The sequence below is a fragment of the Sneathiella limimaris genome (genome assembly GCF_012932565.1).
GTDB classification, from domain to species: Bacteria; Pseudomonadota; Alphaproteobacteria; order Sneathiellales; family Sneathiellaceae; genus Sneathiella; species Sneathiella limimaris.
Map to the genome: position 1 here is coordinate 1,731,793 of NZ_JABBYJ010000001.1, position 25,413 is coordinate 1,757,205.

Annotated in this window: 21 protein-coding genes; 20 read left to right on the top strand and 1 reads right to left on the bottom strand. The window is 48.8% G+C overall.

Going from position 1 to position 25,413, the window contains the following annotated elements; translation table 11 throughout:
* Positions 1 to 250: 250 nt before the first annotated feature.
* The 17 genes from HH301_RS08340 (at position 251) to lpxC (ending at position 19,954) form a co-directional block, all read left to right on the top strand.
* A complete protein-coding gene (locus tag HH301_RS08340; RefSeq protein WP_169568422.1) occupies positions 251 to 712 on the top strand; it encodes a division/cell wall cluster transcriptional repressor MraZ in 462 nt (153 codons plus the stop codon).
* Complete coding sequence (rsmH, locus tag HH301_RS08345; protein WP_169568424.1) at positions 709 to 1,662, top strand: 16S rRNA (cytosine(1402)-N(4))-methyltransferase RsmH; 954 nt, start codon at positions 709 to 711, stop codon at positions 1,660 to 1,662. Before HH301_RS08340 ends, rsmH begins: the two co-directional genes overlap by 4 nt.
* Positions 1,662 to 2,078, top strand: a complete 417-nt coding sequence (gene ftsL / locus HH301_RS08350) for a cell division protein FtsL (RefSeq protein ID WP_169568426.1) — start codon at positions 1,662 to 1,664, stop codon at positions 2,076 to 2,078. Before rsmH ends, ftsL begins: the two co-directional genes overlap by 1 nt.
* On the top strand, positions 2,078 to 3,796 hold the full coding sequence (locus HH301_RS08355) for a peptidoglycan D,D-transpeptidase FtsI family protein (protein ID WP_169568428.1): 1,719 nt from the start codon (positions 2,078 to 2,080) through the stop codon (positions 3,794 to 3,796). The genes ftsL and HH301_RS08355 overlap by 1 nt, the downstream gene beginning before the upstream one ends.
* Positions 3,783 to 5,240, top strand: coding sequence for a UDP-N-acetylmuramoyl-L-alanyl-D-glutamate--2,6-diaminopimelate ligase (locus tag HH301_RS08360; protein ID WP_206378234.1), 1,458 nt, complete (start codon positions 3,783 to 3,785; stop codon positions 5,238 to 5,240). Before HH301_RS08355 ends, HH301_RS08360 begins: the two co-directional genes overlap by 14 nt.
* On the top strand, positions 5,233 to 6,666 hold the full coding sequence (locus HH301_RS08365) for a UDP-N-acetylmuramoylalanyl-D-glutamyl-2,6-diaminopimelate--D-alanyl-D-alanine ligase (RefSeq protein ID WP_169568432.1): 1,434 nt from the start codon (positions 5,233 to 5,235) through the stop codon (positions 6,664 to 6,666). Before HH301_RS08360 ends, HH301_RS08365 begins: the two co-directional genes overlap by 8 nt.
* A 2-nt stretch (positions 6,667 to 6,668) precedes the next feature.
* Positions 6,669 to 7,757, top strand: coding sequence for a phospho-N-acetylmuramoyl-pentapeptide-transferase (mraY, locus tag HH301_RS08370; RefSeq protein ID WP_169568434.1), 1,089 nt, complete (start codon positions 6,669 to 6,671; stop codon positions 7,755 to 7,757).
* 5 nt (positions 7,758 to 7,762) lie between these two features.
* Positions 7,763 to 9,133, top strand: coding sequence for a UDP-N-acetylmuramoyl-L-alanine--D-glutamate ligase (murD, locus tag HH301_RS08375; RefSeq protein ID WP_169568436.1), 1,371 nt, complete (start codon positions 7,763 to 7,765; stop codon positions 9,131 to 9,133).
* Entirely contained in the window at positions 9,130 to 10,251 is a 1,122-nt protein-coding gene (ftsW, locus tag HH301_RS08380; protein ID WP_169568438.1) for a putative lipid II flippase FtsW, read from the top strand. Before murD ends, ftsW begins: the two co-directional genes overlap by 4 nt.
* Entirely contained in the window at positions 10,251 to 11,396 is a 1,146-nt protein-coding gene (gene murG, locus HH301_RS08385) for an undecaprenyldiphospho-muramoylpentapeptide beta-N-acetylglucosaminyltransferase (RefSeq protein WP_169568439.1), read from the top strand. Before ftsW ends, murG begins: the two co-directional genes overlap by 1 nt.
* A complete protein-coding gene (murC, locus tag HH301_RS08390) occupies positions 11,393 to 12,820 on the top strand; it encodes a UDP-N-acetylmuramate--L-alanine ligase (RefSeq protein ID WP_169568442.1) in 1,428 nt (475 codons plus the stop codon). The genes murG and murC overlap by 4 nt, the downstream gene beginning before the upstream one ends.
* Positions 12,817 to 13,767 carry a UDP-N-acetylmuramate dehydrogenase gene (gene murB, locus HH301_RS08395; protein ID WP_169568444.1) on the top strand — a complete coding sequence of 317 codons (951 nt, stop codon included), beginning with the start codon at positions 12,817 to 12,819 and terminating at the stop codon, positions 13,765 to 13,767. Before murC ends, murB begins: the two co-directional genes overlap by 4 nt.
* The gene (locus tag HH301_RS08400) at positions 13,764 to 14,672 is read left to right on the top strand and encodes a D-alanine--D-alanine ligase (RefSeq protein WP_169568446.1); all 909 of its coding nucleotides are present in this window, start codon (positions 13,764 to 13,766) and stop codon (positions 14,670 to 14,672) included. Before murB ends, HH301_RS08400 begins: the two co-directional genes overlap by 4 nt.
* Positions 14,660 to 15,709 carry a cell division protein FtsQ/DivIB gene (locus HH301_RS08405; protein ID WP_169568448.1) on the top strand — a complete coding sequence of 350 codons (1,050 nt, stop codon included), beginning with the start codon at positions 14,660 to 14,662 and terminating at the stop codon, positions 15,707 to 15,709. Before HH301_RS08400 ends, HH301_RS08405 begins: the two co-directional genes overlap by 13 nt.
* A gap of 41 nt (positions 15,710 to 15,750) precedes the next feature.
* Positions 15,751 to 16,992, top strand: a complete 1,242-nt coding sequence (gene ftsA / locus HH301_RS08410) for a cell division protein FtsA (RefSeq protein WP_169568450.1) — start codon at positions 15,751 to 15,753, stop codon at positions 16,990 to 16,992.
* Between the two features lie 106 nt (positions 16,993 to 17,098).
* Positions 17,099 to 18,808: a cell division protein FtsZ gene (ftsZ, locus tag HH301_RS08415; RefSeq protein WP_169568452.1), complete on the top strand. Its 1,710-nt coding sequence runs from the start codon at positions 17,099 to 17,101 to the stop codon at positions 18,806 to 18,808.
* A 192-nt stretch (positions 18,809 to 19,000) separates the two neighbouring features.
* Positions 19,001 to 19,954, top strand: a complete 954-nt coding sequence (gene lpxC, locus HH301_RS08420) for a UDP-3-O-acyl-N-acetylglucosamine deacetylase (RefSeq protein ID WP_169568454.1) — start codon at positions 19,001 to 19,003, stop codon at positions 19,952 to 19,954.
* Positions 19,955 to 20,011: 57 nt separating this feature from the next.
* Here lpxC and HH301_RS08425 read toward each other — a convergent pair whose 3' ends face one another.
* Entirely contained in the window at positions 20,012 to 20,398 is a 387-nt protein-coding gene (locus tag HH301_RS08425) for a helix-turn-helix domain-containing protein (RefSeq protein WP_169568456.1), read from the bottom strand.
* A 359-nt stretch (positions 20,399 to 20,757) separates the two neighbouring features.
* Between HH301_RS08425 and HH301_RS08430 the strand changes: the two genes are divergently transcribed.
* Genes HH301_RS08430 through ligA form a run of 3 tightly spaced genes read left to right on the top strand, consistent with a single transcriptional unit; the run spans position 20,758 to position 25,396 of the window.
* A complete protein-coding gene (locus HH301_RS08430; protein ID WP_206378236.1) occupies positions 20,758 to 21,609 on the top strand; it encodes an outer membrane protein assembly factor BamD in 852 nt (283 codons plus the stop codon).
* Between the two features lie 12 nt (positions 21,610 to 21,621).
* Entirely contained in the window at positions 21,622 to 23,283 is a 1,662-nt protein-coding gene (gene recN, locus HH301_RS08435; protein ID WP_169568458.1) for a DNA repair protein RecN, read from the top strand.
* A gap of 7 nt (positions 23,284 to 23,290) precedes the next feature.
* Positions 23,291 to 25,396, top strand: a complete 2,106-nt coding sequence (ligA, locus tag HH301_RS08440; protein WP_169568460.1) for an NAD-dependent DNA ligase LigA — start codon at positions 23,291 to 23,293, stop codon at positions 25,394 to 25,396.
* Positions 25,397 to 25,413 lie beyond the last annotated feature (17 nt).

A 25,413-nucleotide genomic window follows, 5' to 3' on the forward strand; every position in this document is an offset into this window, starting at 1 on the left:
GAGAACAAAACATAAACATTAACCATTTAAGTCACCAATAAATATTAACAATAGCCATTTCTTGAGGTGAACAAGTTAACGCCATTTTTGTCCATCAGAACTTGCTTAAAACCCAGTAAAATCAGTCTATTTCCATTGACTCCCATAGAATTCCATGATAACCCAAAATATCCCAATTTTGGTAATCATCACCTCCCGGGCGCGCTGGGGGAGAGGTGTGTAATCAGGAATTCTGCGAGGTTCAGGGCTTATGTCCCTATTTCTGTCCACTGTTACGAACAAGATTGACAAGAAAGGTCGGGTGTCAGTGCCTGCACGCTTTCGATCCAATCTTGCGTTGCGTGGGTTTGAAACCGTGATCCTGTTTCCGAGTATTGATGGCGATTGTCTAAACGCTTGTGATATGGGCGTTATGGAGGGATTGCTGCAGAAAATTGGAGGCTTCGATCCGATGTCCGCAGAGCGGGATGATGAAGCTGATGTCCTGATGGCAGAGGCTATCGAATTGCCTATTGATGGCGATGGACGAATCATGATCCCGTTGCACATGGTTGAGGAAGCCGGATTTGAAGGCGAGTGTGTGTTTGTCGGACGTGGGGACAGTTTTCAGATCTGGCACCCAGAGGCATTCAAGGCCCGAATGCAAAAGGCTAAGGCAAAAGCTCGTGAGAAGCGGGAGCGTGGCGGTTCAATCGGACGGGGCGACACATGAGTGAGAAATCTCCCCATATTTCTGTGATGCTGGGTGAGGTGCTGGAGATCCTATCTCCTCAAGAAGGGGAAATTATTCTGGATGGGACTTTTGGCGCGGGTGGTTACAGTCGTGCTTTTTTGAATTTTGCGCCCTGTCAGGTTTATGGAATTGATCGCGATCCACGGGCAATCGAAATCGGCAAAAAAATGGAAGTCGAGTTTGAGGGGCGTTTTGCAATCCTTGAAGGTACCTTTGGGGAAATGGAGGAGCTTCTTGCTCGCCAGGGAATTGATAAGGTTCATGGTATTGCCCTAGATATTGGCGTTTCTTCCATGCAGCTTGACGAAGCCGAACGCGGCTTTTCCTTCATGCAGGACGGTCCGCTAGATATGAGGATGTCAAGGGACGGGCAAACAGCTGCAGACGTGGTGAACCAAGAAAGCGAAGAAGAGCTTTCTCGCATTATTTTTCGCTACGGTGAAGAGCGGAAGGCAAGGTCAGTTGCCAAGGCAATTGTTGAGCGTCGGAAGACGAAGCCATTTGCTCGCACTCTGGAGCTGGCAGACTTGATCTCTACAGTGGTGCGGCAAAGTGGGAAGGGTATTCATCCTGCGACGAGAACATTCCAGGCTTTGCGGATCTACGTGAACGATGAGCTTGGTCAATTGCGAGCCGCGCTGGAAGCGTCGGAGAGGCTGTTGATGCCAGGCGGGCGGCTTGCCGTTGTTAGTTTCCATAGTCTCGAAGATAGAATGGTGAAAAACTTTTTGGCTGAGAGAGCTGATGCCAAGGGTAATCCATCGCGGCATGTGCCGATGATGGAAAAGCAGTATGAGCCATCCTTTCAGCTTGTTAAGCGAGGAGCTTTGAAGGCCCGTAAAGAAGAAGCGGATCTGAACCCTCGGTCCCGTTCAGCCCGTCTGCGCGGAGCTATTCGAACGGATGCTCCTCTATGGAGGGCCGCCTAATGAAATGGAAGGTCTATGCTCTTATTGCTCTGGCTTTTGTGACTGTTTCCTCCGGCCTGTACAAACTTTCCTATGAGGTTCAGCAGTTAAACGGGGACCTTCGGAATATTCGCGCTCAGATAAAAGATAACCGTCAAGCTATTCAGGTCCTGAAGGCTGAGTGGGCCTATCGGAACCGTCCGGATAACCTGCAGGCTTTGACGGCAAAATACTTGCCCCTGCTTTTGGTGGCTCCCTATCAGGTGGCCAGTCTTGAAGATTTGCCGGAAAGAGAGCTTTCTCCTGAAATTACAAGTATTCTCGGTGTTCCAATTCCGCGTCGGAAACCACGCTTGGAAATAATTGAGGAAGTCCCTTTGCCGCCTCAGGGGCTGCATTTGGCGACCTATCAGGTGCAAGATCGGGATTTGGATTGATGGTGGAGCAGCAAACCATAAGGTTAGAGGGGAGCGCAAAGGAGGCGCTTGAACTGGGTCGGAACCGATTGGTAGTTGCGGGTGTTCTGTTTGCTTTTTGTTTCTTCGTTTTGGCGGGTCGGCTGGTCGGATTGGCGTTGACCGGGATTGGGCAAGAAACGGATGAGCACGTGGCAGAGGTTAGACCCAAACCCACTCAAGTTGTTTCAGGGGTTCGGGCTCCCATTTATGACCGGAGCGGGAAGCTTTTGGCTGTAACCCTGGATACAGTTTCTCTTTTTGCGGATCCGTCCAAGGTTTTGGATGCGAGGGAGGCTGCGGAGAAGATTGTCTCTGTTATCGAGGATTTGGATCCAGAGCAATTGGAGCGCAAGTTAGCCGCAAATCGAAATTTTACTTGGGTGAAGCGCCATATAACGCCGACTGAGCAGAAAGCGGTAAATGATCTCGGTATACCTGGTCTTTTCTTTCGCGAGGAGGAAAAGCGAGTTTATCCAATGGGGCCACTGGTCTCACATTTGGTTGGATACACGGATATTGATAACAAGGGTATCGCTGGAATTGAAAAGTACTTTGATGATCAGTTGGAGACAACTGATGACAAGGTGGGAGAGCCGCTTTATTTGTCTGTGGACTTGCGAGTTCAATACGCTTTACGCGAAGAGCTGAGCCGATTTATGACAGTGTTCCAGGCAATCGGTGCCTCTGGCATCGTGATGGATGTAAATAGTGCGGAAATTTTGGGAATGGTGTCGCTTCCCGATTTCGATCCCAATAGGCCACAGGATTTTCCTAAAGATAGTAAGTTCAATAAGGCAACTCTCGGTGTCTATGAGATGGGTTCGACCTTTAAGGCGTTCACGACGGCTATGGCACTGGAAAACCGGACGGTTTCTCTCCGAGACGGGTACGATGCAACAGACCCGATCCGAATTGCAGGCTTTCGTATTCGAGATGACCACCCCAAAAAACGGTGGCTCTCCGTTCCGGAAATCTTCATGTATTCTTCAAATATCGGGACCGCAAAAATGGCCGAGGATGTAGGGCCAAAACGGCATCGTGCATTCCTTGATAAGTTGGGGCTTCTCCGCCGCCCCGTTGTTGAGTTGCCAGAAGTGGGTGCGCCCATATTGCCGCCTCGCTGGAATACGCTGGAGACCATGACAATTTCATACGGTCATGGCCTCTCTGTCAGCCCTCTGCAGTTAAGCTCTGCGATCAGTTCTATCGTTAATGGTGGGGTATTCCATAACCCTACGGTCCTGCGCAGAGATGTTGGGGAAGAGGTAAGTGGAAAGCGGGTTGTAAGCAAAAAAACCTCAAATGTGCTTCGTCGTTTGATGCGTCTGGTTGTGGAAAAAGGAACTGGTCGTAATGCGAATGCTGAAGGATATCTGGTTGGCGGGAAAACTGGGACAGCGGAAAAAGCAGTCAATGGTCGCTACAAACGGGATGCACTTGTCACGTCGTTCGTGAGCGCGTTTCCTATGAACAACCCGAGGTATGTTGTTCTGGCAATGTTGGATGAGCCAAAAGGTAATGCATCCACCCATGGCTTTAGGAGTGCAGGGTGGACAACGGCGCCGATTGTTGCCCGGTTAATTTCACGGATTGGCCCCATTTTAGGCGTAAAGCCAGTAGATGAAGAGAGCGACGCCATTCGAAAGGCGATGCACATTCCAGTTTATTCAAGGGAGAAAAAGCTTGCGACTTTCTGAGTTGCTGAATAGGGCTGAATTTGATCCAGCCAAGGATGCCGAAGTGACAGGGATTACTGCCGATAGTCGGCAGGTCAAGCCTGGCTATCTTTTTGCAGCCCTTTCAGGAACAAAAGTTGATGGCTGGAAATATGTGGATCGGGCAATAAATCAGGGCGCAATCGCTGTTCTGGCTGGCCTTGAGCATGACAATGAGAATTTGCCGGTAGTGCGACACTTGGTTGAGGATCCGCGGCGTGAGCTTGCGTTTCTGATAGACAAGTTTGTCGGGCTTAAACCAGATGTTGCTGCGGCAGTCACGGGGACGAATGGAAAAACATCAGTAGCATTTTTTGTTCGCGAGATATGGGAGAAAGTGGGTATTCCGGCTGCCAGCATTGGAACCCTTGGTCTCATGACCGCGTCTGGCACTGAGGACCTCAAATATACAACCCCAGATCCGGAGGTTTTGCACCGGGTTCTGAAAGAGTTAAAGCAAGCGGAGGTTAATCATGTTGTGATGGAAGCTTCCAGCCACGGATTGGACCAAAGGCGTGTGGATGGCGCGGGTGTCTCAATCGGAGCTTTTACAAACTTTACCCGAGACCATATGGATTATCATGCAAACGCGCAGGATTACCTGAACGCGAAGCTAGGTCTGGTGTCAAGGGTGGTCTGTGATGGTGGAACGGTTGTATTAAATGCGGATTCTGATGTTTATTCGGAATTTAGTGAGGCCGCGAAGTCTCGAAATTTGAAAGAGATTTCTTACGGTTATGCAGGGCAGGAGCTGAAACTGGTCGAAGCCAAATCCCACAGCCAGGGGCAGTTGCTTCACGTTAAAATTTTAGGGCAAGAAGTGAGCCTGGATTTACCGCTAGCCGGCGAATTTCAAGCAATGAACGTCCTTTGTGCGCTTGGTGTTGTTTTGGCGAGTGGCGTGAGCCTGACTGAGGCGGTTAAAGTATTGCCAGATCTTTCCAACGTTCCAGGGCGTATGGAATTGGTTGCCAAGCTCAAGAGCGGCGCTGGTGTTTATGTTGACTTTGCCCATACGCCAGATGCGTTGGAAACAGTTCTGAGAGCAATTCGGGCGCACGTGGATGGTCGTCTTATTGTAATATTTGGGTGCGGTGGCGATCGAGATCGGGGTAAGCGTCCGCAAATGGGTAAAATAGCTGCTGATTTGGCCGATGTCTCCATTCTTGCTGATGATAATCCTCGGAGCGAAAACCCAGATACTATTCGCTCAGAAATACTTGTTGCTTGCCCAGAAGCACTGAATATCGGTGATCGTCGCGCTGCAATTCGACAAGCCATGGAAATGGCGAGTGAGGGTGATGTGGTCGTCATCGCTGGAAAAGGGCATGAAACAGGGCAGACAATTGGCGATCAGGTGATCCCTTTTAATGACCGTATCGTTGCTCAGGAGTTAGCAATTTCCATGGGAGGGGCAAATGTCTGAAGCGCCTCTGTGGACTGGAGCAGAAATATTGCAGGCAACATCAGGAAGTTGCAGCTCGCAAGATTGGCAGGTTACGGGAGTCTCAATAGATAATCGTGCGATTAACCCGGGTGACCTGTTCATTGCTATTGTTGGTCCCAATAATGATGGCCATACATATGTAAAAAGCGCTTTTGAAAATGGGGCGGTCGCCGCTCTTGTTAGCCGTATTCCTGAGGATTGTGAGGATCTTGAGTGTTTAGTCTTGGTCGAAGATACCCAGACAGCGATGGAACAGTTGGGTGAAGCCGCGCGCGCTCGCACAGATGCGAAAATCATTGCCGTAACCGGAAGCGTTGGAAAAACCGGAACCAAAGAGGCGCTAGCACATTGTCTTTCTGCTCAAGGGAAAACCCATTGGAGTGTCAGTAGTTTTAATAATCATTGGGGCGTTCCTTTATCTCTCGCGAGAATGCCGCAAGAGACAGAGTTCGGTGTTTTCGAGGTTGGAATGAACCACCCAGGTGAGCTTGGCCCTCTATCTTGTTTTGTGAAACCACATGCAGCGATTATTACAACAATTGCAATCGCCCACTTGGAATTTTTCAAGGATAAAGCCGAAATTGCCAGGGCAAAATCCGAGATATTTGAAGGTGTTTTGTCAGACGGAACTGCCGTAATAAATGCGGATATAGAAGAGTTTCAGTTGCTGCATGATCGTGCCTTAGAGGAGGGAGTCAGAAATATTCTGACTTTTGGGTCGAATGAGGGCTCTGATTGTAAACTGTTGAATATGAAGCTTGTCGCTCATGGCAGTGAAGTTGAAGCCTCAATTGCGGGTGAGCGCGTGGCTTATCAATTATCTGTTCCGGGTGAGCATTGGGTGAAAAATTCACTGGCTGTGCTTGGAGCAATTAAGGCTGTTGGCGCTGATGTTCAAAAAGCCGCTTCTTCGCTTGCCTCATTTCAGGCACCCGGAGGACGGGGAGAGCAGCTGAACATCCAGCTTGGTTCTGGAAGTTTCACGATTATTGACGAGAGTTACAACGCCAGTCCAATTGCCATGCGTGCAGCTTTCAAGGTTTTAAAAGGGATCCAGCCTATTGAGGGGGGACGTAGGATAGCTGTCATTGGTGATATGAGAGAGCTTGGCGAAAAATCTGCGGAAATTCATGCAGATCTAGTAAATGATCTCTTGGATTGTGCACCAGATATGGTATACGCATGCGGCCCTTATATGCAGAATTTGTATGAGGGGCTTCCCCAAACTGTTCAAGGTGGCTACGCCGCTAGTTCTTCTGAGCTTGCGGAGACAGTTCGTTCTGAAGTCAGGGCGGGAGATATCGTTCTGGTCAAAGGATCTCTTGGTACAAAAATGAAGTTAATTCTCGATGCATTGATTGCTCTTTCTGATGATCAAAGCACTCTGGTCGGGGGAGGTGCATAAGCATGCTTTACAATCTATTATTCCCTCTTGCAGATGACTTTCAGCTCTTCAATCTTTTTAGATACCTAACGTTCCGAAGTGGCGGGGCGTTGATGACAGCTATGCTGATCAGTTTCATTTTTGGTCCCAGAATTATCAACTGGTTGAAGAGCAAGCAGCAGAAAGGTCAACCCATTCGGGATGATGGGCCGCAAACCCATATTATCAGTAAGCAGGGTACCCCCACGATGGGAGGTTTTCTGATCCTGATCGCGTTGGGATTTGGCACCTTATTGTGGGCTGATTTGACGAACAGATATGTCTGGTCGGTTTTGTTGGTCACTCTAGGCTTTGGAGGCATAGGCTTTGTCGATGACTATTTGAAAGTCAGTCGGCATAACACGCGTGGTGTACCTGGAAAACTGAAACTGTTGAGTCAAATCGTAATTGCTTTGGCAGCAACATATTGGATTGTTGACGTCACAAATGACGATCTAGCGACAGCCCTGACCATTCCATTTTTGAAGGATGTTCTGATTGATCTTGGATGGTTTTACATACCTTTCGGTATTTTTGTGATGGTCGGGGCTTCTAACGCGGTGAACCTAACGGATGGTCTGGATGGTCTTGCGATTGTACCAGTGATGATAGCGGCAACTTCATTTGGATTGATTGCCTATCTTGTGGGTAACTCTGTTTTTGCCGAATATCTGCAAATTCAGTCGGTTCCTGGATCTGGTGAACTTCTGGTTTTTTGTGCTGCTCTGTTTGGTGCTGGACTTGGGTTTCTCTGGTTTAATGCGCCGCCGGCCATGGTTTTTATGGGTGATACCGGCTCTCTTGCGATGGGTGGCGCTCTCGGGGCAATTAGCGTTGTGACCAGGCATGAAATAGTCCTTGCTATCATTGGCGGGCTGTTTGTGCTGGAAACCGTTTCGGTGATTGTGCAGGTGGCGTCGTTCAAAATGACAGGGAAACGCGTTTTCCGCATGGCGCCACTGCATCACCATTATGAACAAAAAGGCTGGCAGGAGCCGACAATTGTGATCCGTTTCTGGATCATAGCTGTCATTTTGGCACTTGTTGGCCTTGCATCATTGAAGCTGAGATAGACAGAATGATGAAAAGTCACTCATATGAAAATCAGGGTGTAGCAGTAGTTGGCTTAGGTAAAAGCGGCTTGGCGACAGCGCGCCGACTAGCTGAAGGTCACGCTCGGGTTTTTGTTTGGGATGATAATGAAAAAGGACGGGTGGCGGCCAAGTCTGAAGGCCTTGCCGTTCAAAACTTCGATCCAAACGGATGGCCGGACACGCGGACGATCGTTCTAAGCCCTGGTATTCCGTTGACGCATCCAAAGCCACATCCTGTTGTTGAGTATGCAAGTGCCCATGGCATGGAAGTCATCGGTGATGTTGAGGTCTTTTTAAAAGAAAAGACAGCTGGGAAACTTGTTGGAATAACAGGTACCAACGGCAAATCAACAACGTCTGCACTGATCCATCATATTTTGGAATCGGCTTATAGAGAAACTGCTCTTGGAGGAAATATCGGGACACCTGTTATGGATTTACCGCAGTTGTCCAAGGATGGTGTGTATGTACTCGAACTGTCTTCTTATCAGTTGGACCTGACACCAAGCTGGCATGGCGATGTCTCTGTGTTGTTGAACATCACCCCTGATCACCTGGATCGTCATGGCGGAATGCAGGGGTATATTGACGTTAAGAAAAAGATCTTCCAGAAACAGACTGCTCCAGATACTGCTGTCATCAACTTGGACGATCCAATCTGCAAGGCAATCGCAGCTGAATGTGTGACAGGACAGCGACTTATTCCGTTTTCAACAGAAAATCGATTGAAATCCGGTTTATCCGCTTGTGAGGGTCTGCTGCAGCTTCATGAAAATGGGGTGGTTGTCTGGGAGATCGATCTCAACGGCATTTCATCCTTACGAGGTGCACATAATTGGCAAAATGCTGCTGCCGCTTCTGCTGTCTGTTGGGCGCTCGGTCTTTCTGCAGAGGAAATTCGTACAGGTTTGGAAACTTTCGGAGGACTTGCCCATCGCATGGAACAAGTTCTGGAAGAGGGTGTAGTTCGATATATCAATGACTCTAAAGCCACGAATGCTGAGGCAGCGGCCAAGTCATTAGGTGCATTTGAAAATATTTATTGGATTTGTGGTGGAGTTGCCAAAGCTGGTGGCATTGACAGTTTAGAGCCATATTTCAACCAAGTTCGGCACGCTTTTCTCATTGGGGAATGCGCAGCTCAATTTGCAAAAACCCTTGAAGGGAAAGTTCCATACACTCTCTCTGTAACTCTCGAACAGGCCGTTAAGGATGCGAGGGAGCTGGTAGAAAATTCAACTAATTCCGCGACAGTCTTGTTGGCACCGGCAGCAGCCAGTTTTGATCAGTTCGGCAGTTTTGAAGAACGTGGAAATGCGTTTCGGCAATTTGTGACTGAAGGAGGCGGCGAATGACAACATTTACGCGCCTTGATCGGTCAGTTGTAGGTCGGTGGTGGTGGACAGTAGATCGCTGGACATTACTGGCGGTTCTTTTGCTCATCATCATGGGAGGCATCATGGTGTTGGCAGCGAGCCCAGCTGTTGCCAGTCGCATCGGTGTTGATAGTTTTCATTTCGTGAAGCGACAGTTCTTCTATCTACCTTTAGCGTTCGCAATCATTTTCAGTATTTCTCTGATGTCACCAATTTGGGTGCGGCGAACAGCGGTCATTGTTTTTGGAGTTAGCCTTATACTTACTCTAGCAACGCTGTTGATAGGTCCTGAGGTTAAAGGGGCTAAGCGCTGGCTCTGGTTCGGCAGCTTTACACTGCAACCTACAGAGTTCTTGAAACCGACTTTTGCAGTTGTATCCGCATGGATGTTTGCGCAGCAACGCAAGAATGACGAAATACCAGGAAACTTGATTGCCGGAATTCTGTTTTTGATTGTCGTCGGGCTACTTCTTTTACAGCCGGATGTGGGGATGACCCTTGTGGTTTCTGCAGTCTGGTTCGCCCAGTTTTTCCTGGCGGGTCTTGGGATTATGTGGGTGGTCCTGTTCTTGGGTGTTGGTATCGTCGGCGCTGCTTCCGCCTATATTTTCTTTCCTCATGTTTCCAGTCGAGTTGATCGTTTCTTAAAGCCTGAAGGCGGCGAGAACTATCAGATTGAACGTGCTATGGAAGCGTTCCAAACGGGTGGCTTCTTTGGTGTAGGCCCTGGCGATGGCTCCGTTAAGCGAGTTCTTCCAGATGCGCATACGGATTTTATCTTTGCGGTCGTTGGCGAAGAGTTTGGTGTTCTCTTTTGCTTGCTGCTTCTTGGGCTATTTGCATTTATTGTATTGCGTGGGTTTGGTCGGCTTCTCGAAGAGAAAAATTTCTTTGTTGTATTGGCCGCAGCAGGGCTTTTGACCCAGTTTGGTCTGCAGGCAATTATTAATATTGGCGTGAACCTTCGATTGATGCCAACTAAAGGCATGACCCTTCCTTTCATCTCTTACGGTGGCTCCTCAATGCTGGCCTTGGCAGTGTTGATGGGAATGCTGTTGGCGCTCAGTCGCCGCCGAGCTGGCGCGGGGGATATTTGATGGAAAACCAGATGCTTGGTCATATGGTTTTGGCAAGTGGCGGGACTGGTGGCCACGTTTTTCCTGCGCGCGCACTTGCTGCTGAATTACTTGATCGTGGATATAAAGTAACGTTGATGACGGATAGCCGGGGCGAGGTTTATGAAAAGCTTTTCCCTGGTGTTAGTATATTGCAAGTCAATTCGGCTTCCCCTTCTGTTGGGGGGCTTTTGGGGAAATTTAAGGCTGCATTTAAGCTAGGAATTGGCGTACTGCAGTCTTTGATTGCACTGCGTAAAATCAAACCTGCTGCAGTCATCGGTTTTGGCGGATATCCATCGATGCCACCAGCGTTTGCTGCATCTTTGCTTGGTGTTCCGGTTATTTTGCACGAACAGAATGCGATATTGGGACGCGTCAATCGGCTGCTTGCGGGACGGGCGACAGCAATCGCTACTTCCTTCGTTAATACAGAGGCGACCGAGAGAAATCTTGTGCGGAAAATGTATCACACGGGAAATCCGGTTCGGAAGGAAATCAGGGAACTCTTTGGTAGCGCCTATCCCAATATTCAGGTTGCTGAAAAATTTCGCCTATTGATCACCGGTGGAAGTCAAGGCGCGACAGTCTTGTCTGATGTGGTTCCAGAGGCTATCGCAGCATTGCCAACAGACCTACAAAAGAAGCTCGAAATTACGCAGCAATGCCGTCCAGAAGATCTGGATCGGGTCAGTCGGGTGTACGAAAATACAGAGGTCGAAACCAATCTCTCTGCTTTCTTTGAAAATATGCCTGAGTTGTTGTCCGGCTGTCATTTAGCGATTATGCGCTCTGGCGCTTCCACAATGGCAGAGCTTGCTGTTGCGGGTCGCCCAGCTATTCTGGTGCCCTACAAATATGCGATGGATAATCATCAGGAACGGAATGCACAAACCGCTGTTGAACGGGGCGCAGCTGTCTTGATTTCCCAAGATGAGTTCACTGTCGAAAAATTATCAGAAATCCTCATAGATCTGCTTTCTCATCCCGAGAAGTTGAAATCAATGGCCATGGCTGTTACCAGCTGCGCAGAGATTAACGCAGCTGGAAATCTGGCCGATCTGGTCGAGGAAAAAGCGAAGAATGGGAAGAAAGCATCCCACGTAGATGGAAAGGTGATCGCATGAGAGCGCTCCCCCTAGATATTGGCCTGGTGCATTTTGTCGGCATTGGCGGCATTGGAATGAGCGGAATTGCGGAAGTAATGCACACGCTCGGCTATCAGGTGCAAGGGTCTGATATTTCGAAAAATGCCAATGTGGATCGTTTGGAAGGTCTTGGGATCAAGGTTCACATTGGGCATGCTGCTGAAAACCTCGGCGATGCACATGTGGTTGTTATTTCCTCCGCGGTTAAGCCTGACAATCCGGAAGTACGGGCGGCGCGCGAAAATCTGATCCCTGTTGTTCGCCGGGCAGAAATGCTTGCTGAGCTGATGCGTTTGAAGTGGGCAATTGCAATTGGGGGAACTCACGGCAAAACAACCACCACATCAATGCTGGCCAGCATGCTTGATGCGGCGCAAGCAGGACCAACTGTTATTAATGGTGGTATTATCAATGCTTACGGAACCAACGCCCGGCTGGGTGATGGCGACTGGATGGTTGTGGAGGCGGACGAGTCCGATGGCTCTTTCACCAAACTTCCGGCAACTGTGGCAGTTGTGACCAACATAGATCCAGAACATCTGGACTTTTATGGCAGCTTTGATGGTGTTCGGGACGCATTCCTGACATTTGTGGAGAATATCCCGTTCTATGGCTTTGCAGCCCTCTGTATCGATCATCCAGAAGTCCAAGCCCTTATTGGCCGGATTACTGACAGACGACTAATCACATATGGATTGTCCCCACAGGCGGATTATCGTGCTGTAGATGTTCGGTTTGAGGCGGGCGGTGCTCGGTTCAATGTGGCGATCAGCGACCGGGTTGGTGGCGCAGTCCGGACGATGAAGGGCTTTGAGTTGCCGATGCCAGGTGCCCACAACGTTCAAAATGCTATGGCGGCTGTCGCTGTCGGTAGTGAGATGGGCTTTGATGAGGTCACATTGAAAAAAGGACTTCGTGAGTTTGGGGGCGTTAAGCGTCGCTTTACGCATGTCGGTACTGCCGGTGGAGTGACTGTTATTGATGATTACGGTCATCATCCAGTTGAAATCTCTTCCGTGTTATCTGCGGCACGCCAAGCGTATGAGGGAAAAATCGTGGCTGTAGTTCAGCCCCATAGATACACCCGTCTTCGCGATCTGTTTGAAGAATTTTGTACCTGTTTCAATATGGCAGATACGGTAATAGTTGCAGATGTTTACGCCGCTGGTGAACAACCAATTGAGGGTGTTTCTCAAGAGTCATTTGTCGAAGGATTGAAAACCCGTGGCCATCGTCATGTGGTCACGTTGAAAGGTCCAGAGTACCTGGCAGAGCAAGTCGCCGCAGAAACCAGTGATGGTGACGTGGTTATCTGTCTTGGGGCCGGAACAATTTCCCAGTGGGCAAACCGGCTTCCCTCAGAATTGGCTGCACTTGAAGACACTGCAGGGGAGGCGAAATGACAGCCGCCGCTGCCAAAATGACATTGATTGAGCGTTTGCCCAAGGTTAAGGGGCGTCTTCGCGAACAGGCGGCGATGGACAAGGTAACTTGGTTTCAGGTCGGGGGACCTGCGGATGTGCTCTATAAACCTGATGACGCTGAGGATCTTGCGCATTTCCTGAAGAACACACCTGTAGACATTCCACTCTTTACACTTGGTGTTGGATCGAACCTTCTTGTTAGAGATAGTGGATTTAGAGGGGTGGTCATCAGACTTGGTCGGAAGTTTGTTGAGATGTCTGTTGAAACGGGGAACCGGCTTCGTGTTGGAGCTGGAGCACTCGATTTGAACGTTGCCCGTTTTGCCGCAGAAAATGGTCTAGCAGGTGCGGAATTTTTAAGTGGTGTCCCCGGCAGCATTGGGGGCGCGCTTCGGATGAATGCAGGTGCTTATGGGTCTGAGGTGAAAGATATTCTGCTATCGGCAACGGCCTATGATCGTGACGGTAATTGTCATGAGCTTACGGCTGCGGATATGGGGTTTTCCTACAGGCATTGCGAAATTCCGAAGGATTGGATTTTTACAGAAGCTGTTTTCCAGCTGCAACCCGATGATCCAGCAAAGATCACGAACCGAATGAACGAAATTGCAAAGAGGCGAGAAGATAGTCAGCCGATCAAAAGTCGGACGGGCGGCTCCACTTTTGCGAACCCAGATGGAGCCCGTGCGTGGGAGTTGGTTGATGCGGTTGGTGCACGCGGGCTGAAAATCGGAAATGCCCAGATTTCTGAAAAACATTGCAATTTCCTGATCAACACTGGCGGCGCCACAGCGGCTGACTTGGAGGCTGTCGCTGAAGAGGCTCGCCGGCGGGTTTTTGAAAAATTTGACACTTTACTGAGATGGGAAATCGTCCGTCTCGGCGAAGTAGATCTAAAAGCAAAAGAGGAAGCAGGTCAGGTATGAAGCATGTCGCAGTGCTAATGGGTGGTTGGTCGGCTGAACGGGAAGTTTCTCTGTTAAGTGGGGAAGCCTGTGCTGACGCACTGGCTCGCGTTGGCTATCAGGTGACGCCTATTGACGTTTCTCGTGATATTGCGGAGACCCTTTCTAAACTGCGCCCAGATGTCTGTTTTAATGCCTTGCATGGCCGCTACGGAGAGGATGGTACAATCCAGGGAATGCTGGAAATTCTTGGTATTCCGTATACGCATTCTGGTGTTTTGGCGTCTGCGCTTGCAATGGATAAGCCAGCAGCCAAAACCCTTTTTGAAGATGCAGGACTTCGCTGCGCTGAAGGTCGGGTCATGACCCGAAAAGAAATCCTGGAAGGAGCTGATTACCCTGCACCACTGGTCATCAAGCCCTTAAACGAAGGATCAAGTGTTGGCGTAACTATCTTGCTTGAAAATGAAAATAGAACGCTTCAGGACGTTCCTTGGACATTTGGCAATGAAGTGCTGGTCGAAACCTACATTCCGGGGCGCGAAATCCAAGTCGCTGTTATGGGGGATGAGGCTTTGGGAGCTGTTGAAATAAGGCCCCTGGGGCGCTTCTACGATTATGAGGCGAAATATACATCAGGAAAAGCTGAACATTTGATGCCCGCCCCGCTGGACAAAAACCAGTATGACGAAGTTTTAGAAATGGCATTAACGGCACACAGGGTTCTTGGCTGCAAAGGTGTTAGCCGAGCTGATTTTCGCTTAAATGATACGCCAGAAGGAGATGGGAACTTCTATATCCTGGAAACGAACACCCAACCAGGGATGACAGAATTTAGTTTGGTCCCAGAGATAGCAGGTTATGCAGGAATTTCCTTTGAAGACCTTGTCCGTTGGATGGTGGAGGATGCAACATGCGACAGATAAAAATAGATGCTTCTGATCGTCCCTTGGGACCGCAGCCAAAACATCGTTCGAAAACAAAGAAAATGGCGCGTTCAAAACAGAAAGCTAGAAGCAATACTTCCTTTGTTTCATCTGTACGTGGTGTGGTCTCGGCAGCTTCGGGAAAAGTTGAGACAGGCTTTTCAAGCTTTACCAGTTTGTTTCGAAAGGAAAAATCACCTCGCAAGTCAAAGCCTGTGAAACGGCGCAGAGGGCAGCGGCCCATCGGGCGGATGTCAATTTTTGCGGGTAGTGTGGCGTTAGTCGCACTCTTGTTGGGTTACGGTGGTTACCTGATCGTTACGAATGATCTTATTGAGAAATCTGGAAATTGGCTTTCTGAAAAACGGTTACAGGCCTTCAATGGGGCGGGACTTGTTGTTCAGGAAGTGAGTGTCGTTGGCAGGGAGAGAACATCACCCGAGCAAATCCTTGCCGCGCTGAATGTGACGCGTGGAACCAGTATTGTGGATTTTGATCCTGATCTGGCGCGAGAACGAGTTGAAAAAATCGGCTGGGTAGAGTCCGCTTCCGTTATGCGTCGGTTCCCGGATGAAATTTTTGTTCGCATTCAGGAAAGGCGTCCGTTCGCGAGATGGCAGCAAAGCGGAAAAACTGTCGTTATTGATCGCAAAGGAATGGTTGTCTCCCAGCAGGATGCAGCTGAGTTCCGCCATCTTCCAAAAGTGGTCGGTTCAGGGGCAAATGAAAAAGCAGCGGACCTATTTGATTTGCTTGCAAAATCACCGACATTGTTTACCCGATTACAGAATGCGGTTCGCATTCGAGATCGGCGCTGGACGCTCCAGTTTAGTAATGGTGTCAAGGTGATGTTGCCAGAAGAGGGAAGTGCTCAAGCTTGGTTGAAGTTGGAGGCTCTACAAGAAAAGCAGCAAATACTTAACAAAGGCGTTCTTGCTATCGATTTGCGAAATAGTGATCGGATGTTTGTCCGGCTGCGCAAAGGAGACGCCGAGTTCAGACGTGAAATCAGCAAAGTATCAGAAAACCGGACGTGAAGATTAGAACACCGAGTAAGAATTAGGGAAACAAACAGAGAATGGCAGCGGGAAGAAGTGGACCCATAGCAGCATTGGATATCGGCACGACGAAAGTCTGCTGTTTTGTTGCGGTGGAAGAAGCCGGAAGCCTCAGGATAAAAGGGATTGGACACCAGGTTGCCCGTGGAATGCGTGCTGGTGCAATTACCAATATGGAGATGGCCGAGGAGAGTATCCGATCCGCTGTGGATGCTGCGGAAAGAATGGCCGGTGAAACCATTCGGGACGTCTATTTGAGTGTGACTGCCGGTCAACCTGCATCGCAAACAGTGGAAGTCGAAATGTCCATCGGTGGTCAGGAAATTGGAGAACGGGACCTCTTAAGAACCTTAAAAGAAGCTCAAACCAGTTATAATCCAGAAAACAGGACGGTCATTCACGCTTTACCGGTTGGGTATAACGTGGATGGTAACCGCGGAATTCGTGATCCGCGAGGGATGTTTGGAGATAACCTTGGTATCAGTATGCACATGGTCTCCATTCAAAATAATCACATCCGGAATATGACTAATTGTGTTGAACGGTGCCATCTGGGGATATCCAAATTGGTTTCTGCTCCATATGCGTCAGGACTTGCCTCTCTTGTTGAAGATGAAATGGACTTAGGTGTTACCGTAATCGACATGGGCGGTGGGTCCACATCTTTCGCGGTCTTCTATGACGGTGAGATGGTTTACAACGAAGTTTTACCGGTTGGCGGTGGGCATGTCAGTAATGATATCGCTCGTGGTCTTTCCACTTCACTTGCAAACGCAGAGCGGATGAAGACTCTCTATGGTAGTGCTTTGGCCAGCCCATCTGATGAAAAGGAAATCATCGATGTTCCTTTGATCGGAGAGACCGATGCTGACGTCGCCAATCACGTTCCTCGGTCCATGCTGGTTGGGATCATTAAGCCCCGGATTGAAGAGATTTTGGAGATTGTTCGTGATCGTCTGGCGGCCTCCGGTTTTGCCAAGGTTGCGGGCCGTCGTGCGGTCCTGGTAGGAGGGGCGTCGCAATTGGCTGGGATACAGGAACTCAGTAGTCGGATTCTAGACAAGCAAGTTCGCATGGGTAAACCTATACGTGTCAAGTCGCTTGCGGATGCGACGGAGGGTCCAGCCTTTGCGACAGCTGCTGGGTTGTTGTCGTTTGCTGTTCGGAAAAATTTTAGTGATCAGTTGGGAATGAGTGCCGAAGATAAAACCCCGCAAAACCGGCTTTTGCGGATCGGTAACTGGTTCAAACAGAACTTTTAATCGAAAAAAATGCGTTTTTTCGATCAATATGTAAGAAGTAGGGTTCCATTAGCTACAATATTTGGTATTAAATAGGGTAGCGTGCGTCATAAAGGAGGGAAGTACTGTGGGGATTAATTTATCAGTGCCAGACCAAAACGAACTTAAGCCCAGAATTCTTGTACTCGGAGTTGGTGGTGCCGGTGGAAATGCCGTCAACAACATGATCCGATCCCAGCTTCAGGGAGTTGAGTTTGTCGTAGCCAACACCGATGCACAGGCTTTGAAGCAAAACCTGGCTGAGACTCGTATTCAACTGGGGGCTGAGCTTACAGAAGGCCTCGGAGCCGGGTCGAAACCTCATATTGGAGCAGATGCTGCTTCTGAAGCTATTGAGGAAATTGAATCCCATCTTCAGGGTGTTCACATGTGCTTTATTACCGCCGGTATGGGCGGTGGAACCGGTACAGGCGCCGCACCTGTCGTTGCCAAAGCTGCAAAGGATTTGGGTATCCTGACCGTTGGCGTTGTGACAAAACCGTTTCAGTTTGAAGGCAACCATCGCATGCGGATTGCAGAAGCTGGAATTGAAGAGCTTCAGAAATACGTTGATACACTGATTATTATCCCCAATCAGAACCTGTTCCGTATTGCTAATGAGAAAACGACTTTTGCAGATGCCTTTAATATGGCGGATGACGTTCTACATTCCGGGGTTCGGGGTGTAACGGATCTGATGGTGATGCCAGGTTTGATCAATCTCGATTTTGCTGACGTCAACACTGTCATGAGCGAAATGGGCAAAGCCATGATGGGAACTGGTGAAGCTGGAGGCGAGAACCGGGCTATCGAAGCTGCGGAAGCTGCGATTTCCAACCCACTTCTCGATGATGTGTCCATGAAGGGCGCTCGTGGCGTTTTGATCAATATCACCGGTGGCATGGATCTGACCCTGTACGAGTTGGATGAAGCCGCTAACCGTATTCGGAGTGAAGTTGACCCAGAAGCCAATATCATTGTTGGGTCCACCTTCAATGAAGAAATGGAAGGAACCATGCGGGTTTCTGTCGTCGCGACTGGTATCGATGCAGGCGAAGCCATGCAGCCAATTGCGCCAAATGTAACTTCATTGCTGAAAGTTACTGGTGGAACTGTCGGAGAAACTGGTGGAGCAAGTGCTGGTGGGGCTTCGCTCAGTGGCACGCCAGCTGATATGAGCGGCGTAATTGCTAGCGGATTTGGGGCGACTGTTCCTGGGAACACAGGCCAACACCCGATGATGAGCGGCAACACCGGGGACACGGAAAATTACGAGCAGACTGTCGGGTATACAGAAGCGCGGAGTACTAAGGATAACTTGGCCCGAGAAATGGAGCCGGATCTTCTTTCAGATATTGAAGATGTCATGGAAGCAAGTGAAGAGGTTCCAAGTCAAACTGAAGGTCGGGAAGCTCCTTTCAAGGCTCCTCCCGTCATTAAAGTTGATAAGCAGCCTGAAGATCTTATTAACCCTGCAGCTAAAGAAAGTGCGGAGGCTGCCTCTGGGCCTCGGAAGAAGCGGAAAGGTCCTAGCCTTTTTGAGCGAATGACGGGCGTGGGGCGTATGAGCCGGAAAGTTGAAGCGGAAAAAAGGGAAGCTGAACGCCAGCAGGTTCAGGAACGTAAAGAACCGATCGCGCGTCAGCCGGTTCAAGAGCCTCCAAAGCCAAGTGCGCCAGCCGCAGACACAGCACAGCCTGAGGCAACTGCTAAACCATCAACGGTTAAGGTTGAGCCAAAGACAGAAGACGAAGACTTGCTGGATATTCCGGCCTTCTTGAGGCGTCAGGCAAACTGATTGAGCAGTGCTGACTAATAAGCTCAGCTAACTGAAGATTGAATATGAAAAAAGGGTCGCGAAAGTGGGCCCTTTTTTCGTTTGAGCTCAATCAGATTTGTCTGATTGTTGCAATGCAGAAATATTTGGTAACAAAGAGTGATTTGTATTTCCAGCAGGCCCTGAGTAGAAATATTCTAGGAAAGTAGATTTATGGAAATACAAGTCGACATGATTACATATCAGAAGACCTTACGAAACAGCATCAGCTGCACGGGTGTTGGTGTTCACAGCGGAAAAGTTGTCAACATGTCCTTGAAACCTGCTGAGCCCAATAGCGGCGTATTATTTCGCAGGACTGATGTAGAAGGTGACGCTGCTAATATCCCAGCACGTTATGATACTGTCAGCGATCTTGTTATGTGTACAACCATCGAAAATGAACATGGTGTAAAAGTTGCGACAATTGAACATTTGTTGGCTGCCCTCTCCGGGAGTGGAGTGGACAATGTTCTTATCGAACTCGATGGCCCGGAAGTGCCTGTAATGGATGGGTCTTCGGCGCCTTTTGTGTTCCTTATCGAGTGTGCTGATCTTGTTGAGCAAGCTGCTCCGCGCCAATACATAAAAATTCTGAAGGAAGTATCTGTGTCTGAAGGCCAGGCAACAGCGACATTGTCTCCTGGCGATCACATGACAGTTTCTTTTGAAATCGATTTTGAGAATAAACGCATCGGCCGCCAAAGTTGTCAATTCAACTTGCGGAACGGAACTTTTAAGAACGAAATTTCACGGGCTCGGACATTTGGTTTCCTTAGCGAACTAGAGCAACTGAAGTCCATGGGGTTGGCCAAAGGCGGATCTTTGGACAATGCTATTGTTCTTAGTGGTGAGGATGTCCTGAATGAAGAGGGGCTTCGCTATCAGGACGAGTTTGTGCGGCACAAAGCTTTGGATGCAATTGGTGATTTATATCTAGCGGGTGCTCCCATTATTGGTCAGTTCCAGGGAGTTCGTTCTGGTCACGCTCTAAATAATAAGCTGCTTCATGCTTTACTTGCGGATGAGGATGCTTGGTGCCTGACGACAGAGGCGCCTTATCGGACTTCTCAGGTAGGGGGTGCTTATTGGCCTGAACAGAAAGCAGCTGCGCCAATTACAGCATAATCGAGTATCGCTCGGAATGAATTAAGGCACGAACCAGAGTTCGTGCCTTTTGTTTTGTTAGGCAGATTTTCTTTTCCGCTCTTTGCCTGCAAGGCTTTTAATCAAACCGCTTACAGCTGAACGGATTGCGGGTTCTTCGATTTCACCATAATTCCGAACCAGTTCAATTGTTGACCGGTTTTTGCCACCATGTTCCAGCGGGGAGCTGGAGGTTAGGGGCTCTAGTTGGTCGAAGAAGTAGGAAATATCAACTTCAAGACGTTGTGCAATTTCATATAACCGACCAGCACTGACACGGTTTGCGCCGGTTTCGTATTTTTGGACTTGCTGGTAAGAAATTTCTAACGCTTGTGCTAGATGTTCCTGGGTAAGACCCATCATAGTGCGCCGTTCCCGGATGCGCTCGCCGACGTGGTCATCAACTCGTTTCGCGAGTTTGCTCATAAGCTGGTACCTCTCATAACTCGGGCTTGGGGTGCCCATACACATTTTGCCGTTAAACAATATTAACGCCAGGTGGATATCTCCCTTTTGATCTGTCGGACTCTTCCATAAGAAGAAGATCATTTGCTTTCAGCCACCATGGGCTGTAGCTTAGCACACTGATCGCAAAAAAGAAATTATGATAAATACAACCACTGATAAATTGTTGAAATTACTCATGTAAGACCGTTTTGCAGCCTTAAATTGTATCACTTCTTCAAACCCATTTATGAAATAGTTTCAGATCGATAATGACACTTAATTTCAATTACTTGCCTTTGCAAACTGTATGGGATTGGATAAGATGCGTGCAAATATTAATGCCTGTCTGGAAAGTGCAAATGGTGCCAGTGGATATAATTGGAAAACGGGTTCTGCTAACGGCTCTTTTAGGAGCTAGTCTACTGATGGCAGGTTGTAGCAGCGATGATGCGGCCCCTGAGTATGTGGAGCAACCTGTTCAGGTTCTGTATAATAAAGCTCTTGCCGATCTGAATTCAGAAAATTATCTGGAAGCAGCTCGCGGTTTTGATGAAGTCGAACGTCAACATCCTTATTCAGTCTGGTCGACCAAAGCCCAGTTAATGTCCGCGTTTGCATATTATCAGAGCAATAAATATGACCAGGCGATCTTGGCGGCAGATAGATTCATTGAACTCCATCCGGGCAACAAAGATGTCCCTTATGCACACTACCTGATTGCCATTAGCTATTATGAACAGATTTCAGGTGTGGGACGGGATCAAAAGGTAACACGTCAAGCTCTTGAAGCGCTCCAGCGTGTTGTGCGTCGTTTTCCGAATACAGAATATGCACGGGACGCAAAACTGAAGATTGATCTTACTCGTGACCATTTGGCCGGTAAGGAAATGGAAATTGGTCGATACTATCAGAAATCAGATCAATATGTGGCTGCAATCAATCGCTTCCGTCAGGTGATTGAGCGCTATCAGACGACTACTCATGTTCCGGAAGCTCTCCACCGATTGACAGAGTCCTATCTTGCGCTCGGGATTGAGGATGAGGCAAAGAACGCGGCTGCAGTTTTAGGGTATAACTTTCCGGGCAGCGAATGGTATCAGGATAGCTATGCCTTGTTGGATGAGAACTACCTGCGTCCTGAGATTAAGGAAGACAGCTGGATGACAAAGGTCTGGAAATCGATTTTTTAAACCGGGGGCCTGATGCTGTCATCTCTGTCCATTCGTAATATTGTCCTGATCGATAAACTTGATCTGAATTTCGAAGGTGGGCTTTCTGTACTAACCGGTGAAACTGGTGCGGGTAAATCTATCTTGTTGGATAGTTTGGCGCTCGCGTTGGGATCAAGGGCGGATGTTGGTCTTATTCGGGCTGGGGAAGAAAAGGGAACCGTTACGGCAGAGTTCGACTTGCCTGTAAGCCACCCTGTTTACAAATTATTGGAAGATGTTGACATAGAGCCCGGTGAGCCTTTGATCCTGCGCCGGATTATTAGTCAAGATGGACGGAACAAGGCGACACTCAATGATCAGTCCATAAGTGCGTCGCTCTTGCGTGCAGTTGGTGAAGAACTTGTCGAAATTCACGGCCAAAATGCGGAACGTGGTCTTTTGGATGCAAAAGGGCACAGAGCCGTCTTAGACCTTTATGGTCGTCTTGGATCTGAAGTAAAAAATGTTAGTCGTTTGTTTGCAACCTGGACCAAGCTGAAAGACCAACTTGAGGAAGCTAAATCCTCTCTGGAGGCAGCACGAGTTGATGAAGAATATCTTCGCCATGTGGTCCAGGAACTTGAAGATATTAATCCTATAGAAGGCGAAGAGGAGGAACTAGCTCAAGCAAGGGCGGCGTTTATGCATTCTGAAAAGATTGCTGAAGCCCTGCAGGATGCGGTCAAAGCTCTCACAGATAATGGTGGTGTTGAAGGTAAAATTCGTGCTGCAACCCGAGCGGTAGAAAGAGTGGTAGATAAGGCTGAAGGAAAGCTTTCACCCGTTCTTGACAGTTTAGAGAGAGCTGCAATTGAAATGAATGAAGCAACCATGCTTATCGACGCCGTATCCAGTGATCTTGATCTGGATCCAGCGGGTGTTGAGCATATTGAAGAACGGCTCTTTTCTTTAAGAGCCGCGGCCCGTAAGCATAAGTGTGAAGTCTCTGGCCTGAATAAGGTTCTAGGTGAGTTTCGGGAGAGGCTTGCAAAGGTCGAGTTTGGGGATGCTGAAGTTATTCGCTTAACAGAGGAAGTATCCAACGCCAGAAATAAATATGAAGCTGCTGCTCGGGAATTGCATGAGAAGCGCTCAACAGCAGCTGAAAAAATGGATGATGCGGTGATGACAGAACTGGGGCCGCTAAAACTCGGCAGTGCTAGATTTCAAACATCTGTCCAGGAACTGCAGGAGGAGAGCTGGTCTGCTTCGGGCATAGACAAAGTTGAGTTTCGCATTGCCACAAATCCGGGAAGTAACCCGGGTCCATTGATTAAAATTGCCTCTGGAGGAGAATTGTCCCGGTTCATGTTGGCGCTGAAAGTCGTATTGGCCCAATCAGGTTCGGCGCCAACCCTTATCTTTGATGAGGTTGATCGTGGCGTAGGCGGTGCAACGGCTGATGCTGTGGGTGAACGTTTGTCCCGTTTGGCGACAAGTCTTCAGGTTTTGGTCATCACTCACTCACCACAGGTTGCTGCCGCAGGAACTTCTCATTTGAATATCTATAAGAAGTTTGATGGAGAGGCGACCCGGACAAATGTGGTGAGGCTGTCCAAAGAGGAGAGACAGGAGGAGATTGCCCGCATGCTCTCCGGTGCCAGTATTACAGAAGAGGCCAGGGCCGCAGCCCAAAGCCTGATGGAAGGATAAGTTGAAGATGGAGGACTTAACGTCCCTTTCCCTGGAAGAAGCCGAAAAGCTTCACAAGGCCCTCAGTAAAGAGATCGAGCAGCATAACGCTGCCTATTATCAGAAAGATGATCCGGAAATATCAGATGCTGAATATGACGCGCTGATGATCCGGTTGAAAAAACTGGAAGAAGCCCATCCAGATTTGATTACTCAGGAAAGCCCAACACAAAAAGTGGGCGCTGCCCCCAGTCGCGGGTTCGGCAAGGTCCAGCATAAAATGCCGATGCTGTCACTGGACAATGCCTTTTCAAGCGATGATCTTCGGGAATTTGAGAGGCGCGTTCGGAGGTTTTTAGGGCTAAAACCTGATGAGGATGTTTCTTTCTTTGCTGAGCCAAAGATTGATGGTCTCTCTGCGTCGCTGCGTTATGAAAACGGGCGCTTCGTGCAAGGTGCCACACGTGGTGATGGCCGCGAGGGTGAGGACATCACCGATAACCTGAAAACAATTGCTGATATTCCGGATGAGTTGAGTTCTGAAAGCGAGCTGGTCCCAGATGTCTTTGAAGTTAGAGGAGAGGTTTATATGCCTATCTCTGACTTTCAAACCCTGAATGAGACACAAGCTGAAAAAGGGGCCAAGGTTTTTGCTAATCCCCGAAATGCTGCGGCGGGCTCACTTCGTCAGCTAGATGTAAAAATCACTGCATCTCGAAATTTACGTTTTTTTGCATATGCCTGGGGAGATGCTTCAGAAATTCCGGGACTGACCCAGTCAGAAGTATTAGCTCGATTTCGGGATTGGGGCTTTAGCGTAAATTCACTGTCCAATGTTTGTTCCAATATGGAGGAGGCGATTGACGCCTATCGCAAGATTGAGGAGTTACGCGCCTCTCTTGACTATGACATTGACGGGGTCGTGTTTAAGGTAAACCGGTTGGATTGGCAGGAAAGGCTTGGTTTTGTCAGCCGAAGCCCAAGATGGGCAATTGCACATAAGTTTCCGGCAGAACAGGCGACAACTATACTTCGGGAAATTGAAATTCAGGTGGGCCGAACCGGGGCGCTGACCCCGGTAGCACGGCTGGAGCCGGTAACTGTTGGGGGTGTGGTTGTTTCCAATGCGACATTGCACAACGAAGATGAAATTCAACGAAAAGACATCCGTGAAGGAGACACTGTTGTTATTCAACGGGCAGGTGACGTCATTCCGCAGATTGTCGAGGTGGTCCTCGACAAACGACCAGAAGAGAGTAAGCCCTATGAATTTCCAACAAGTTGCCCTGTGTGTGGCAGCCATGCGGTCAGAGAGAAGAACCCGACTTCTGGGAAAGATGACGCGGTTCGCAGATGCACTGGGGGCTTAGTCTGCTCCGCTCAGGCGGTTGAGCGATTGAAGCACTTTGTGTCCCGAAATGCCTTTGACATTGATGGACTAGGGGCCAAGCAAATTGAGCTCTTTTACAACAAAGACCTTGTGAAAACGCCTGTTGATATCTTTCGGCTTGAGGAGAAGGATAAGAATTCGCTGACACGGATCCGAAATTTCGAAGGATTTGGAGAAAAAGCAGTCACAAACCTGTTTAACGCGATCAATGACCGACGTCAGATTGAGTTGGATAGATTTGTTTATGCGCTAGGCATTCGACATGTGGGGCAAGGCAATGCGCGATTGTTGGCAAAAAATTATCTTTCGATAGACGCCTTGTTGGAGACATTTGGTCCCGATAATCCAGATATTGGTAAGGCATATGTTGAGCTTTTGGAAATTGACGGCATTGGTGCTGCTGTTGCAGATGCGGTGAAGGAGTTCTTTTCCGAGCAGCACAACCGTGATCTGTTGAAAGACTTAACCTCCGAAGTGGACGTAATGGCATTTGAAGCGCCTGATGACGATAGTCCTGTTTCGGGTAAAACTGTCGTATTTACAGGAAGTCTTGAATTGATGACACGTTCTGAGGCGAAAGCTAAGGCTGAAAATCTGGGAGCGAAGGTCAGTGGATCTGTTTCCGCGAAAACAGATTATGTTGTTGCTGGCGCGAAGGCAGGTTCCAAATTGGCCAAGGCTGAAAGTTTAGGAGTTCAGGTACTCTCAGAGCAGGAGTGGCTTGATCTAATTAGCGGGGGCTGAAATAGCCTCCCGCTGAT